General features: G+C 61.1%; 22 protein-coding genes. 7 read left to right on the top strand and 15 right to left on the bottom strand.

Annotated features, from left to right (window positions below; genetic code table 11):
* Nucleotides 1-184 precede the first annotated feature (184 nt).
* Complete coding sequence (locus BM449_RS05785) at nt 185-1,138, top strand: IS1595 family transposase (RefSeq protein WP_071799713.1); 954 nt, start codon at nt 185-187, stop codon at nt 1,136-1,138.
* 248 nt (nt 1,139-1,386) lie between these two features.
* Here the strand turns inward: BM449_RS05785 and BM449_RS05780 are convergent, their stop codons facing one another.
* Complete coding sequence (locus BM449_RS05780) at nt 1,387-2,862, bottom strand: glycosyl hydrolase family 57 (protein WP_071800451.1); 1,476 nt, start codon at nt 2,860-2,862, stop codon at nt 1,387-1,389.
* A gap of 408 nt (nt 2,863-3,270) precedes the next feature.
* Here BM449_RS05780 and BM449_RS05775 point away from each other — a divergent pair, with 408 nt between their 5' ends.
* Nucleotides 3,271-3,543, top strand: coding sequence for a hypothetical protein (locus tag BM449_RS05775; protein WP_233831260.1), 273 nt, complete (start codon nt 3,271-3,273; stop codon nt 3,541-3,543).
* A 395-nt stretch (nt 3,544-3,938) separates the two neighbouring features.
* On the opposite strand, the gene BM449_RS05770 is transcribed toward BM449_RS05775, so the two are convergent.
* Nucleotides 3,939-4,340 (bottom strand): PIN domain-containing protein, encoded by a 402-nt coding sequence (locus tag BM449_RS05770; RefSeq protein ID WP_071800450.1) that lies wholly within the window; start codon nt 4,338-4,340, stop codon nt 3,939-3,941.
* Nucleotides 4,337-4,540 (bottom strand): type II toxin-antitoxin system VapB family antitoxin, encoded by a 204-nt coding sequence (locus tag BM449_RS05765; protein ID WP_071800449.1) that lies wholly within the window; start codon nt 4,538-4,540, stop codon nt 4,337-4,339. Before BM449_RS05765 ends, BM449_RS05770 begins: the two co-directional genes overlap by 4 nt.
* A 67-nt stretch (nt 4,541-4,607) precedes the next feature.
* Here BM449_RS05765 and BM449_RS15225 point away from each other — a divergent pair, with 67 nt between their 5' ends.
* Nucleotides 4,608-5,006: a hypothetical protein gene (locus tag BM449_RS15225; RefSeq protein WP_186437637.1), complete on the top strand. Its 399-nt coding sequence runs from the start codon at nt 4,608-4,610 to the stop codon at nt 5,004-5,006.
* 158 nt (nt 5,007-5,164) lie between these two features.
* On the opposite strand, the gene BM449_RS05755 is transcribed toward BM449_RS15225, so the two are convergent.
* The gene (locus tag BM449_RS05755) at nt 5,165-5,344 is read right to left on the bottom strand and encodes an addiction module protein (RefSeq protein ID WP_233831257.1); all 180 of its coding nucleotides are present in this window, start codon (nt 5,342-5,344) and stop codon (nt 5,165-5,167) included.
* Between the two features lie 161 nt (nt 5,345-5,505).
* Here BM449_RS05755 and BM449_RS05750 point away from each other — a divergent pair, with 161 nt between their 5' ends.
* Nucleotides 5,506-5,706, top strand: coding sequence for a hypothetical protein (locus BM449_RS05750; RefSeq protein ID WP_145536939.1), 201 nt, complete (start codon nt 5,506-5,508; stop codon nt 5,704-5,706).
* Between the two features lie 72 nt (nt 5,707-5,778).
* Here BM449_RS05750 and BM449_RS05745 read toward each other — a convergent pair whose 3' ends face one another.
* The 5 genes from BM449_RS05745 to BM449_RS05720 all read right to left on the bottom strand — a co-directional run bounded on the left by BM449_RS05745 (nt 5,779) and on the right by BM449_RS05720 (nt 7,982).
* Nucleotides 5,779-6,081, bottom strand: a complete 303-nt coding sequence (locus BM449_RS05745; RefSeq protein ID WP_233831148.1) for a HigA family addiction module antitoxin — start codon at nt 6,079-6,081, stop codon at nt 5,779-5,781.
* Nucleotides 6,068-6,307 (bottom strand): type II toxin-antitoxin system RelE/ParE family toxin, encoded by a 240-nt coding sequence (locus BM449_RS05740; protein WP_311134219.1) that lies wholly within the window; start codon nt 6,305-6,307, stop codon nt 6,068-6,070. Before BM449_RS05740 ends, BM449_RS05745 begins: the two co-directional genes overlap by 14 nt.
* 513 nt (nt 6,308-6,820) lie before the next feature.
* Nucleotides 6,821-7,027, bottom strand: coding sequence for a 2-oxoisovalerate dehydrogenase (locus BM449_RS05730; protein ID WP_071802013.1), 207 nt, complete (start codon nt 7,025-7,027; stop codon nt 6,821-6,823).
* A gap of 216 nt (nt 7,028-7,243) precedes the next feature.
* Nucleotides 7,244-7,600 carry a DUF86 domain-containing protein gene (locus BM449_RS05725; protein ID WP_071800443.1) on the bottom strand — a complete coding sequence of 119 codons (357 nt, stop codon included), beginning with the start codon at nt 7,598-7,600 and terminating at the stop codon, nt 7,244-7,246.
* Entirely contained in the window at nt 7,593-7,982 is a 390-nt protein-coding gene (locus BM449_RS05720) for a nucleotidyltransferase family protein (RefSeq protein ID WP_233831145.1), read from the bottom strand. Before BM449_RS05720 ends, BM449_RS05725 begins: the two co-directional genes overlap by 8 nt.
* 152 nt (nt 7,983-8,134) lie before the next feature.
* On the opposite strand from BM449_RS05720, the gene BM449_RS05715 reads away from it, so the two are divergent.
* Nucleotides 8,135-8,332 carry a hypothetical protein gene (locus BM449_RS05715; protein ID WP_071800442.1) on the top strand — a complete coding sequence of 66 codons (198 nt, stop codon included), beginning with the start codon at nt 8,135-8,137 and terminating at the stop codon, nt 8,330-8,332.
* Between the two features lie 286 nt (nt 8,333-8,618).
* Here BM449_RS05715 and BM449_RS05710 read toward each other — a convergent pair whose 3' ends face one another.
* Nucleotides 8,619-9,119 (bottom strand): GNAT family N-acetyltransferase, encoded by a 501-nt coding sequence (locus tag BM449_RS05710; RefSeq protein ID WP_071800441.1) that lies wholly within the window; start codon nt 9,117-9,119, stop codon nt 8,619-8,621.
* Nucleotides 9,119-9,391 (bottom strand): DUF1778 domain-containing protein, encoded by a 273-nt coding sequence (locus tag BM449_RS05705; RefSeq protein WP_071800440.1) that lies wholly within the window; start codon nt 9,389-9,391, stop codon nt 9,119-9,121. The genes BM449_RS05710 and BM449_RS05705 overlap by 1 nt, the downstream gene beginning before the upstream one ends.
* Nucleotides 9,392-9,981: 590 nt before the next feature.
* On the opposite strand from BM449_RS05705, the gene BM449_RS05700 reads away from it, so the two are divergent.
* A complete protein-coding gene (locus BM449_RS05700; RefSeq protein ID WP_205526855.1) occupies nt 9,982-10,443 on the top strand; it encodes an HNH endonuclease signature motif containing protein in 462 nt (153 codons plus the stop codon).
* Nucleotides 10,444-10,454: 11 nt separating this feature from the next.
* On the opposite strand, the gene BM449_RS05695 is transcribed toward BM449_RS05700, so the two are convergent.
* From BM449_RS05695 to BM449_RS15215, 3 genes are read right to left on the bottom strand one after another with little or no spacing between them, the layout of a single operon-like run.
* Nucleotides 10,455-10,661 (bottom strand): hypothetical protein, encoded by a 207-nt coding sequence (locus BM449_RS05695; RefSeq protein WP_071800438.1) that lies wholly within the window; start codon nt 10,659-10,661, stop codon nt 10,455-10,457.
* The gene (locus BM449_RS15220; RefSeq protein WP_233831142.1) at nt 10,658-10,849 is read right to left on the bottom strand and encodes a BrnT family toxin; all 192 of its coding nucleotides are present in this window, start codon (nt 10,847-10,849) and stop codon (nt 10,658-10,660) included. Before BM449_RS15220 ends, BM449_RS05695 begins: the two co-directional genes overlap by 4 nt.
* Complete coding sequence (locus BM449_RS15215; protein ID WP_071800437.1) at nt 10,836-11,207, bottom strand: hypothetical protein; 372 nt, start codon at nt 11,205-11,207, stop codon at nt 10,836-10,838. Before BM449_RS15215 ends, BM449_RS15220 begins: the two co-directional genes overlap by 14 nt.
* A 419-nt stretch (nt 11,208-11,626) precedes the next feature.
* On the opposite strand from BM449_RS15215, the gene BM449_RS05680 reads away from it, so the two are divergent.
* Complete coding sequence (locus BM449_RS05680; RefSeq protein ID WP_120352762.1) at nt 11,627-11,911, top strand: HIT family protein; 285 nt, start codon at nt 11,627-11,629, stop codon at nt 11,909-11,911.
* A 30-nt stretch (nt 11,912-11,941) separates the two neighbouring features.
* On the opposite strand, the gene BM449_RS05675 is transcribed toward BM449_RS05680, so the two are convergent.
* The gene (locus tag BM449_RS05675; protein WP_205526854.1) at nt 11,942-12,814 is read right to left on the bottom strand and encodes a DUF3883 domain-containing protein; all 873 of its coding nucleotides are present in this window, start codon (nt 12,812-12,814) and stop codon (nt 11,942-11,944) included.
* Nucleotides 12,815-12,902 lie beyond the last annotated feature (88 nt).

Here is a 12,902-nt window from a genome sequence, read left to right as displayed (position 1 = left end):
CCGTCCCAGAACTGATGCCTCACCACCAGGGCACGCTGGGCCAAGCCGTGCGTCTGCCGAAGGACTACCGCTTCTTCGGCACCGAAGTGCTGGTGAAGTCTTTTGGCAACTTGATTAGGCAGCAAGCTCCGCAGGCAGCCCTTTTGGGACCTAGGCTGGTACGCATATACCAGTCGTCACTGCCATGGCTATGAATCGGATCCAGTTCCAGGCCAGCCTGTCGCTGCCCCAGTTTATTGAGCTCTACGGAACCGAGCAAAAATGTGAAGTTGCCCTGGAACAGGCGCGCTGGCCTGATGGTTTCCGTTGCCCACGTTGTGAGGGCAAGGAGTACGGGCTCATCATTGGCAGGCGCCACAAGCGCTATCAGTGCCGGAGCTGTCGTCATCAAGCCACCCTCACGGCCGGTACCATCTTGGAGGCAACAAAGTTACCTCTGACCACCTGGTTCCTTGCCTTCTACCTCGTCGGCCAAGCCAAGACAGGAATCTCCTCACTAGCTCTGAGGCGTCATCTCGGTGTGAACTACCGAACGGCATGGTTGCTTCAGAACAAGATCATGCAGGCAATGAAAGAACGTGATGGCGCCTATGTCCTCAGAGGAAGGGTGCAGGTGGATGATGCCTACCTTGGCGGAGAACGCTGTGGTGGCAAGCCTGGTCGTGGATCGGAGAACAAGGTGCCGGTCGTGGCAGCCGTCTCTGTCGATGAGGCGGGCCACCCCCGGTATATAAAACTTGCCACCGTGCCCACGTTCTCTTTTGCCGCTATTGCTGATTGGGCCCAAGATTCACTGGCGATAGGCTGTGAAGTGATCTCCGATGGGCTGGCTTGCTTTCGCGCCGTTGCAGAAGTCGGTTGCTTCCATCATCCTGTGGTCGTAAAGGGTCGTCATCCCAATGAATTACCAGAATTCCGTTGGATTAACACGGTGCTCAGCAACTTGAAAACCAGCTTCAGCGGCAGCTTCCATGCCCTTCGCTTCGAAAAGTACGCTGATCGCTACTTGGGCGCCTTCAGCTACCGCTTCAATCGGCGGTTCAATCTGGCGGCAATGACCGAGCGTGTGGTTCATGCCATCTGCAGCTGTCAAGCACGGCCGGAACGACTCCTGAGGTGTGCGGAGTTTGCTACCTAATCGAGTTTGGCAATGTCGTGCTTTTGCTACCGGTAGACGATCATTGGCAAATCCTGGAGGCTGCTCTGAAAGACTTTGAGCCGGGGTTTGAGATCAAGCGTCAGCAGCCTGAGGAATAAGACAGCGCTGAGATCAACCCTTGATGAGGCGGCCCATGCCCTGAGCCAACAGGCCATCCTGATCACGAACAACACACGTGAATTCGCCAAGGTGCCGAGCCTTCAGCTCCACAGCTGGGTGTCAGCGGCCTAACCCATCACCGCCTCACCACGCCGGTGAATCTCGCGGGCGTAGTCAGTCCAGACGCCCTGGCCCCAATAGCGGAAACAGCTGGTTTCCAGCAGCAGCACCTGGAGCAGCGCCTCTTGATAGGGCGGGGTTTTGGTCACGGCAGGATCCCCCGCCACCAAGGGATCAAACACCTGGTGGAAGCGGGCGCTGAGCTGGTTCATTGGCTCCAGCACGTTGCCGTAGCCCTCCACCCAACTGAGGTTGTTGGTCCACGACGCTCCCGCCATTGAGAACTGGGGATCGTTGGCTTGCAGTTCAGCGATCGCCGCTTCGGTGGCCTGTGGGGTGGGCGCGCTGCCAGTGGTTTGGCTAGCAACTTTTTGCCAGAGCTTGTGTTGGTGGATCGCCTGAATGTGCGGGAATTCAGCTGCGCTGACACCGGCGGCTTCCAGCAACTCCAGATATTCGGTGCCATTGATCGCCACCGTGCCTGATTGAGGGCCTGAATCACTCCCCATAGCGGCGATTTTCTGATGGGCCTGGATGAAGGCTGAGGGGAATTCATTCATCATTACGCCGCCATTTTCGCCGTCGGCAATCTGGGACACCAGCGCAGGGATTGTGGTTTCCCCCAGCCCTTGACGGCCCAGCCCTAACGCTTCGTAGCAGGGCTGCATCTGACCCACCAGCTTGGTGTCTGAGCCCTGGGTTTTGATCAGGGCGGTGATGGACACCGACTCGCCGCTGGAGTTGCGCGCCACCAGTTGGTTGGGAAGGTACTTCTGCTCCTGACTGAGGCTGGAGCCATCGAAATTCTCCACGCTGTGCTCCTGCACCAGCAGCCACTGGTAGCCGCACGCGCGCAGGGCCTTGATCAATTCATAGAGGGTGTCGGGGTGGTTGGGTAGGGCCATTTCCGGCGGCGAGAATCCCTTGACCCGTTGCAACGCCTCAGCACCGAAGATGGCGGCGAAATGCTGTTGCCAGGCCAGGATCTGCAGCTTCAGATCGGGGATCGGCGTAGAGGGAGCTACGGCATGGCTCCAGAAACTGCCCAGGAATTCCACATGGGGTTGCAGATTTGGATCGCAGGCGAGTTTTTTGAGGGCATCGAGAATGTCGACGCGGCCCATCTGCTCAAAACCCCAGAGCAGATTGCCGGAATAATCCAGCATGATCCGAGGGTTGCAGCCCTCTGCAATCAGCTGGGGGATGATCTCAGCGAGACGCTTGTAACAGTGGGCAAACGGTTTGGCGTTGTGGTTATCACCCTCGCCGGGGTGCTCCAGCATGTACTGAAGCTGGGAGATCAGCTCTCCACCAGCCCCAGCTGGAATCGTGGGCTGGTGCATGTGCAGGGCGCAGGCAAAGCCTGAGCTGATCTGCTCCAGCTTTAAGTTGGTGCGCGGCAGAAAGACCGGGCCGGCTGGCTGCACCAAAGCGAGGATCTCGGCTTCGTCGCCAGCGATCGGCGGTAGGGAACGGGTGGTCATGGCAGGAGCCAGGGGGTGATCAGCTTCAGTTCGACCTCGGCAAAGTCGGCATAATCCCAGTGGCGAGCTGAGCGTTGTGGGCCAGGACGGTGGCGGCAATCACCGCATCGATTTGCTGAATAACCGGGCTTTGGTGCTGCCTTCGAGGTTGCGGATCCTGAGAGGAGCCATCGACAGGCTCTCGCTTCTGCTCAAATCAAGGTTACCAACGCTTCGTGTCGAGCAGCAGGGCCTCCCTCACGTCTCGATTCCAGGCGAATGTCCCACCGCTGCGACGAGATCGGCGCGGGCAACCGTCCGCTGAATGGGTCAGATCGTTTCAATCGGATTAGGCTGCCGGGTGTTAGAGCGGCCCTTGGCAGGCCAAGCGGCGCTATTCAGAGAACTTTCCTTATGTTTGATGACTTGATGGCTCTCCCCGTGCAGAAACTACCTCTCGCTTTGGTCACTGGGCTTCTGGTTCTGCCGCTGCTGACCCCTGGCACAGCACAGGCTCAAAAGCGGATTCCCAAACTCCCGGGATATGACCAGTGTCCGCTCGGTTATGTGAATGACCTGAAGCAGCATTGCAATTCATTCATCTATTACGAGGTGACGCCCACCGCTGGAAAGCCCTGTCCATCGGGATGGATGAACATTGGGGCTGGCTATTGCAAGAAGAAAACACTCGGAATTTTCTGAGGCGCTTGGCAAGGTGAAAACTCGAGCCGTTTATCTCTGGCGTGGGGGCGGATGCCGCTCTGGAGTGGGCTCTGATCAGCCAACAGCTCTCCGCTGAGCTGGGCCACAAATGGCAGGGACGTTGGTTACTCCACGGACCAACGCGGGTCTCCGTTGAGAAGCACATGCCGGAATGATCAGGTTAGTCGACTAAACTGGTTGAACTCAAGCCAGCGGTGGTGGCCATGCGTCAGGTGAACATGCACGACGCCAAGACTCACCGGTAACGGCATCACCACTGAGCGAAGCCGAGCGCGATGAGCTGCGGCGCGGGCTGTTGCTTGGCAAATCCCGCACCAGTGCGCCCTGGAGGTGGCTCACATCATTCCAAGAAGTACTCAATGGCCGGGTGCTGCTCACACCCATAACCGGACATCCACGTGCTGAGAAGCCGCCTGAAAGTCTTGATCCGTTGTGAGCAGCGTCAGGTCGTAGCGCTGGCAAAGCTGGATGAGCAGGGCATCAATCGTGCCGATCTGGACACCCCGGCGGCGGCAGGAATTGCGGATGCCGGCGGCGGCGATGTGATCCTGCTTATCGGGCTGAAGAAAGGCGAGCACGGAGAGGCGCTCCACGAGCTCGTCACGGTTTTTGGGGCCGGCAAAACCCTGCAGCACTTCCTGGAGCACCAATCCGGTGGTGAAGACCTGGTCGGCACCCTGGAGCGCGGCCCGGAGTGCACCCACCTCAGGCACGCCCTGCTGGCCATCACGGCGAAAAGCCAGCGACCACACCGACGTGTCGACCAGCAAACTCACAGCTGGCGATCACGTTCGGCCTTGTAGTCGTAGCCGGGATCCCACTCGAGCTTGCCGAAGAGCTCCGCCACCTGGCGCTGTTCCCGGCGCGCGATGAACTCCTGCAGGGCGCGGGTGACGGCGGCTTTCTTGGTGGGCTCACCGCTCACACGGAAGGCGTGATCGAGCAGGGCCTGATCGAGAGCGAGATTCGTGGCCATGTGTGACCTCATGGTGAGGTGTCTACACAATAGTTCCTCCGGCCTGGTGGAGGGGGCATGCAAAGGCATGGCGCCTGGTAGGGGCTTCTCCCCCACCTACGAACGCCTGGGCGACTACTTGGCGGGGCGGATGCGCATGAGCCCCATCGACCAGCCGCTGATGCTCATGGAACTGCTCGGCCGCCGCAGCCCAGCCCCCGCCCAGGACATCGCCCGGCGGATCCTGGGGGAAGACGTGACCCAGATCGACACCTACGTGCAGCGGGTGCTCACCGGCAACGGCATCACCGCCTACGGGAACGACGCCTACAGCCTGATCGGCGGCCTGCCTGGGCTCACGGGTTGGGCCGATCGGTCTGTAGCCGTGAGCGAATCAAGAGCGGATCGCGGCGACAGTCGAGGATGGCGTAGATGTCGATTCTTTCCTCCTCCACCAAGTAGTAGAGCGCGAATGGGAATCTTCTGATTAGCAGCCGATGGAAGCCGTCGACCTTCGAATGGATGCCAGCGTACAGAGACAAAAACCGGACATCGGCTTCAATGGCGTCAAGAAAACGGTCGCCAAGGCCGACGAGTTGGCGCTCATAAAATATCCAGCCATTGCGGAGATCATCCCTGGCGGCGTCAAGAAGTCTGATGTCCACGGAGCTCAAATCTCAGCTCAGCGATGGCAGCATTCCAGGGCTGAAAACGGTCAGGATCCTGCCGTACCTGCTCACGGCGTCGCTCTAATTCATCGCGATGCCAGGAGGGGGAATCGACCTGATCGGGCGTAGCGGAGAGATCTGCCCAGAGGAGTTCCATCGCCTCGAGCTTCTCTTCCAGACTCATCTTAGCTAGAGAGAAATGTGCCGCCATCAGCCGAGGCCTCCGAGGGAGCAATCTCACCACTGTAGAGCTGATGCAAATGCAACCACGACAACGATCCAGACCACACGTTCAGAGGTTTGCTGTTCAACTCACCAGTGCCACCCCCTGTCCCCTCCCCCACCTACGAACGCCTGCGCGACGACGTGACGCGGCCGATGCGCATGAGCCACATCGATCAACCGCTCATGCTGATGGAGCTGCTCAGCCGCCGCAGCCCAGCCCCAGCCCAGGACATCGCCCGGCGGATCCTGGGGGAAGACGTGACCCAGATCGACTACTCACCGTCAATGGCGTGACCAGCTACGCCAACGACCACTACCGCCTGTTGGGTGGCGACGAACTGAGCGACGCCGAGCCGACAGCGCTGCTCACGCCATTGGCTGGATTGGCTCGATCGCCGGCAGCACACTTTCCAGAGCCTGCTTGGCCAGCTTCAGATCATGGCTCCCTTGCATCCGCAGCCAGAAGCCCTCGCTCAGACCAAAGAACCGGCAAAGGCGCAGATCGGTGTCGGCAGTGATCGCCCGCCGCCCTTTCACGATGGCGTTGATGCGGCTCTCGGGCACATCGATCGCCTGCGCCAACCGGTACTGGCTGATCCCCAATGGCCGCAAGAACTCCTCCAGCAGCACCTCGCCGGGGTGAACGAGCATCGCGTCAGTGATAGTCAACGATTTCGACATCCTCTGGCCCGGCTTCCGTCCAGTGAAAGCAGAGCCGGAACTGGTCGTTGATGCGGATGCTGTGCTGGCCATGGCGGTCTCCCCGGAGCGGCTCCAGGCGGTTGCCTGGTGGAATCTGCAGATCGTTGAGGCCTGCGGCGGCATCAAGAATGGCGAGCTTGCGCAAGGAGAGCTTGCGGAAGGCCACGCGAGCGATGCTCCCAAAGCGCCGCACCGGCTTTCCCGAAAACAAGGCCTGGGTGTCTCGGCAACGAAACGACCTGATCACACCGCTACCTTACCACCGCCAGGCGTAGGCACGTCAAGCGGTGGTACAGGGCGACGGCGATCACGAGCTGACATGGCGGCCTGGCTTGCCTGTGTTCTTCCCCTTACAAGTGCCACCCCCGTCACACCCCAGCGAGGATGCGCCCATGCCACTGAACGCATGAAGCGAATGGGCGAGACACGCCGATCAGTGGCTATCGAGCGTCAGCGGACAGGATCCCCACGAAAAAGAAGCGCGGCCCCAAAGGCCAGCCCTCATAGGTCCAGGCTGCCGGTCAGCTCTTCGATCGAGCAGCCCAGCTGAGCGGCCACGTCCTTGAGGATCTGGCGCAGGGTGCCGACCTTCACGGGCTTGTGGGCGGGAATTGTGAGGTGTGGCTGCCTGTCTGTCGGGTCACCGCGTAGCCATGGCGTTGCAGGCGCTCAGCCAAGAGCTGGCCGTTGACGTCCCGCGGAATCCTCACAGGGCCAGCAGTTCCTGCCTCACGTGATGAAGACGGATCAGGGGTGGCGCCTCGCCGGGATCGAAATGGCAGACAACGGCATCGCGGATCTCCCGGTGGAGCTCCTCGAGGGTGCCTGCCTCGGTGTGGATCGCTGCACCGGCAGCACTGGCCCGGAAGGAGCCATCCTCCGCTTCCTCCACCACGAAAAGGATTTCCTGCATGGCCGCCTCCAGTGTCATCACTCTTGCAGTGGAGGAAGGGATCCTGCTGCTGACTGGGCAGCCGCCCGCGCCCAATCCAGAAGGGATCCCAGCAGGGGCGATGACCTGACGGGCCGCCCAAAGCCAACCCTGGCCCTCTGCTGCGTTCCGCGAGCAGCGCGGCGAGGATGTGGTCTGCCGGGCAGAAGTCTTCGGCTGCGCGCATGGCTTCCGCCGTCACAGCTCAGCCTCAGCCACCTGGTCCAACTGTGCGGCAAGGGCTGGCAGGCTCTCGGAAACAATCTGCCAGATGGTGTCGTCTTCCAGGCCAAAGTAGGCATGGGCCAGAACATCACGGAGACCAGCAATTCGCCGCCAAGGAACCTGCAAATGGCGCTCCCGGATCTCCGCAGGGATCTGCTTAGCCGCTTCGCCCAGCACCTCCAGATTCCTCAGCACGGCATCAAGCGTCAGCTCATCATCGAGAAACTGTTGCTTGGTGAGGCCACTGCTGTAGCGGAGCACCTTGGTGCAGCACTTCCGAATGTCCTGAAGAAACAAGGTCCAGTCGCGACCCTGGTGCTGCTCAGGCAAGCGGAAGGGCCTCCTGCTCAATGCGTTGGCGTAATTCCGGGCGAAGTCCGCGCCGGGTGACCAGATCCACCCGAGCGTTGAGCAGATCTTCCAGGGCCAGCTTGAGATCCATGTACTGCTCAAAGCTGGGGCTGCCTGGGAAATCCACAAGCAGGTCCACATCGCTCTGGTTCGCTGCCGTGCCGTGGAGCACAGAGCCAAACACCCGCAGATCCCGACCACCGTGGGCAGCGATGAGCGCCTGCAGCTTGGGCGCCAACTGCGACAGCTGCTGGAGCGTTGGGGGTTGGCTGGCGGTCATGATGCCCATTCTGCTGCCCCTCGCCAGTACCGCCCCGATCCCGGGCCGCGCGGCTCCAGGGCCCGCAGCACGTTTTGCCATGGCCTTCCCATCGGTTTTGGGTATGGAGGGGACTGGGTTGGCTGCAGCCGCCACGCGCCCGCGCCAGAAGGGATCCCGGCAGGGGCTCCGGCCTGACGGGCCGCCCAAAACCAGACCTGGCCCAAGCGCCCGGCAGCCGCCAGCACCGCTCCATGCCCCCTCCCACCTCCCCCACCTACGAACGCCTGCGCGACGACGTGACGCGGCGGATGCGCATGAGCCCCATCGATCAACCGCTGATGCTCATGGAACTGCTGGGCCGCCGCAGCCCCGCCCCAGCCGAGGACATCGCCCGGCGGATCCTGGGCGAAGACGTGACCCAGATCGACGACTCACCGTCAACGGCGTGACCAGCTACGCCAACGACCACTACCGCCTGTTGGGCGGCGTAGCCGAAGGCTTCTGCGTAGCAGTAGAGCTGAGCGTTGCCGAGCGCGATGAGCTGCTGCAGCTCTGCCGCCAGCGCCTCAACACTTTCCGCGCCCGTGGCCGCTGCGAATGCTGCGGCGCGGGCTGTTGCTCAGCAAATCCCTCACCAGCGGGCCCTGGAGGTGGACCACATCGTGCCCAGGACGATGAGCGGCTCCGACGACCTCAGCACAACCTGCAGGCCAGCGACACCCTGCGCCGCTCAGATCAGAACGGCAAGGTGGCCGCCACATCCGAGAGACGGATCAGCAGGGTGTCGGGGTCGATGGGTGAGGGATCAAAACCCATGTGGAGATAGAAGCTGCGGGCTTCCGTGGACGCTGCATGAACCACGATGCCGCGCACGCCGATCTGTGTGCTGGCCTGCAGCACCCGCTCAAACGCATCGGCGAGCAGTGCGCGAGCGATGCCTCGTCCCTGGACACTGCGGCAGACCGCCAACCGCGCCAACACCACCACTGGAATGGGATCGGGCATGTTGCGCCTGAAACGCCCAGGGGCTGAGGCCACGGCCACCGAGCCGGAGGCCAGGGCTACATAGGCCTTGACGATGTCGTCGCCATTGCAGACCACGAAGCTGCGCGTCGCACCGCCCTTCTGGTTGGTCAGTGCACGCTGCTGAAGCCAGTGGTCAAGGCTGGAATCGCCACAGTCAAAGCCGACAGTGCTGTGATGCTGCGCCAGCGGCTGCGGCGCCTGCAGATCCATCAGCGCTGCCAGGGCTTCGGTGCCGTCATGGTGCGTTGTAGACGATCCGATGGGGTGGGCGGAGCGTCGAGCTGGCGAAGAAACAAGTCGAACTGTTCAGGCGAAATGGCCTGCCAGGCCTGCTGCACCAGCAGCTCACGGGCGGCATTGCGGGCCGCCTGCAGAACGAAGTCGGTTCGGGTGAGGCCAGAAGTACGGACCGCGCGATCGATCAGCGCCTGATCGTCGGGCGTGACCCGCAAGTTCCAGCTGAGTCGAGGAGTGGCAGCCACGGATCAACAGCAGGCGTTAAGCAACCCTAGCCCTTTCAGGTAGACGTTGTCTATCCACATGATCATGGTGCAGGCCGACAGGGGCATCACGCTGGGACTCCGTCGTGGTGGACGTGATGGCAGCGCGAGTGGGCAAGGGTTGGAGCGGATGCTCTTGTCCGTTCCCCCGCTGGATGAGGCCCAAGTGTTGCCGTGGCCTGCCCATTGGTTCTGTAGATGAAGGGGACTGGGGCGGCATAACCACACCCGGAGCCTGGTTGGCTGCAGCCGCCACGCGCCCATGACAGAGAGGATCCCAGCAGGAGCGCCAGCCTGACGGGCCGCCCAAAGCCGGACCTGGCCGGAGCCCCCGGCCACCGCCCCCATCGCTCCATGCCCCCCGCCCCCCCCCCCACCTACGAACGCCTGCGCGACGACGTGACGCGGCGGATGCGCATGAGCCCCATCGACCAACCGCTCATGCTCTAGCCGAAGGCTTCCGCGCAGCGGTTGGAACTGCTGGGCCGCCGCAGCCCCGCCCCGGCGCAGAACATCGCCCGCCGGATCCTGGGCGAAGACGTGACCCAGATCGATTGCTCACCCTCAACGGCGTGACCAGCTACGCCAACGACCACTACCGTCTGTTGGGCGGCGTAGCCGAAGGCTTCTGCGGAGCAGTTGAGCTGAGCAGCACCGAGCGCGATGCGCTCACCAAGGCGCGGCTGGGGCAGGGGTTGTTCAGCAATCGGGTGTCGAAACTGGAGCCGGCCTGCCGGGTCACGGGGCTAGCGCGACAACAGTTTCTGGTGGCGAGCCACATCAAACCCTGGCGGGATTGCGACAACCGCGAGCGGCTCAGCGGTGCCAACGGCCTGCTGCTTTCCCCCCATGTGGACAAGCTGTTTGACCGTCACTGGATCAGCTTCGATTCCGGGGGTGCACTGCTCTGTGAGCATGAGGCGGCCCGCGATGCGTTGCGCTGCTGGGGGATCGATGGTGCCAACCTGATCCGGCCGTTCAGCCGCGAGCAGGAGACGTTCTTGCATGCCCATCGGGATGCCCTGAGGCACTGAGGCCGATGGGGTCAAGAGGCTTGGGTTGGTTTGGCCCTATAAGGTTGATCTGGCTGGCCAGGGCGTTTGATCACGGCGTTAATGAGATCTTCCTCCGTGATTTCAGGGATCTCTTCGTATTCTTCGGGTTGGATGACATGGGCATCCACACGCTGAAGATCAGAGTGGATCTCGCCTTTAGTAGAGGTGGGGGAGAAACCGATTTTGCTCTCTTTCATTGGCCTTTCGCATGGAGATGATGTGCCTGATGCCGCAATCCAACGCAGACGATTCTGATTTCACCATAGTCTCTCCTTCGATCGGGGATCTCGATCATGGGCCCGTTGAACACGCTCTCGGCATCAAGAAAATCCAGGTCGCGCTGCTCCAGGGTTCGCAGGCGCTTGGCCGGGTCAAAGCTGATCACCGGGCAAGAACCGCTTGATGAAGGCAGCCGCCGGCATGGGACCGCAGCGGGGACTCCAGCTGCTGCTACCAGGAATCCGACGCCAACACTGCACCTCAAGGTGGGGATCGGTGCCGGGGGGAAACCGCACCCGGTAGCGATACTCGGCATCGGCGGCCTGCTCGGGGCTGGCCAGGGGTTCCGCTTGCTGCTGGCTTCTCAGGAAGGCAACAAGGAACCCGGAGGCGTCAGCGGCTTCACGCAGGGCTACTGCAAAGCGCCAGGCGGCTCCGGTGGGGTAGCCGTCGTGATGGAGGTAAACGTGGCGCTCAGGGTCGCCGGGAAAGCCGGTGAAAGAGAAGACGGCGCGGGTTGCCAAGGGGCTGGGGCTGCTGTAATCGCAAGTACCACCGGTGTATCAGCAGCTCCGCCTGGGCCAGCACGGTCTTCACGGTGCCGACCTCCAGGATCGTCGGGGAGAACGTGACCCAGATCGACGACTCACCCTCAACGGCTTGACCAGCTACGCCCATGACCACGAACGCCTGTTGGGCGGCGCAGCCGCCACCGCACGCCGATCAGTGGCTCGATCAAGTACCGCGTGCTCACCCGGGCCAGTGCGCCCTTGAGGTGGATCACATCATCCCCAGAAATGCCCATGCAATGCCGGCAAGCGCGACACGGATCGCACCGACTTTCGCGGACTCCTCGCCAGCTACCAGCACAGGCAGGAGACCAGAAGCCGGGTGCTGCTGGAGAACGAACTGGCGCTCTGCATCGCCGATGCCTACCCGGTGAGTGAGGGGGCACAGCCTGGTGATCCCCAGGCGCCATGTGGCCGACGGGCTGGAGTTGCACCAGCCGGAATGGAATGCGGTGGTGGAGCTGCTCAAGCGCCGTCGGGAGCAGCTCGCGGCTGATGATGCCGAGATCAGCGGCTGGAATGTGGGGCTGAAGTCAGGAGAGGCGGCGTGGCAGACAGTGTTCCATGCCCATTGGCATCTGATCCCGCGGCGAGAAGGGGATTGTGAGCAGCTGCGGGGTGGGGTTCGGGGTGTGATTGCGGAGCATCAGAGCTATTGAGATGTGCTCTGTAGACCAGCATCCAAGAGATCAGATAACGGTTGCAAGATAGCTTGAAGGAGAAAGCTTGCATGATTCCGAGAAGGCACCAGCAAGAGTGAAAAGACGAGGCTTCACATTGAATCCAAACAAACGGTAGAGATGATAGTGAGATGCTTCTGATTCAGACACCGCAAGTTCATTTCTGGATACGAAGAACGGAGTTTCTCGCCCATATTTTGTTGTTTTTACTTCAATGAGCCTATCGGCGCCAGTCTCCTCATACGAGAGAATATCAAACCCGGTCCCATCCCCCCGCGTTTGCGATGTGTGCTCGACTTTCTCGGCAAGCCTCTCTTTGCCAAGGTTGATCAGCCTTGCACGCTCAAAGTTCAAGACAAAGAGCTCACCAGCAGTACCAAGCGAGCGATTACGCGCTTCTCTCTCCAAGTAGTTGACTGAGATACATGTCCTCGTTGCCTGAAGGCTTTCTCTACTAGGTTCCTGGTCTCGTGGTTGCATGGCTGGCGGTTTGGTGAGCACTCTAAGAATGTCTTCAACTTCCGGCACCACGATCGACCTGTCAGCGTCTGCGGCCGCAACATTCAGGAGCTGGCTATCAGATACAAGTCTCTCGGAAACAATGTCATGCAGCAGGCCTTGATAGTTGGATCGAGGCTTGTAACCAGTAATATAAGGGAATCCCAGGTCAATCAGCACCGCACTGATATTCGCATGTTTGAACTCAACGGACTGCTCCGAACGACCTGAAAGACGCTTAATCAGCGCGCGCCGGTGAGCTGCTTTATTGTAAGGAACCCCGGAGAGTTCAGCAGCAAGCATGGCGAAGTAGTCTGCCACGGTTTCTGCAACTTCCTCTCTTGACCAGTCGGTAGCCATTTCTCGAGACGCTTTGAATACCATCTTTCCCGCTTGTTATACGCCGGATTGATGCGCACTGGCACATTGATCATCCAGCTTGACCCTGGTTATGGGAGCGTCGGAACCTGGG

Origin of the sequence: Synechococcus sp. SynAce01 (assembly GCF_001885215.1) — a bacterium.
GTDB lineage: Bacteria > Cyanobacteriota > Cyanobacteriia > PCC-6307 > Cyanobiaceae > Regnicoccus > Regnicoccus frigidus.
Note: the sequence above shows the minus strand (reverse complement) of the source record. Positions and strands in the feature narration are given on the sequence as shown.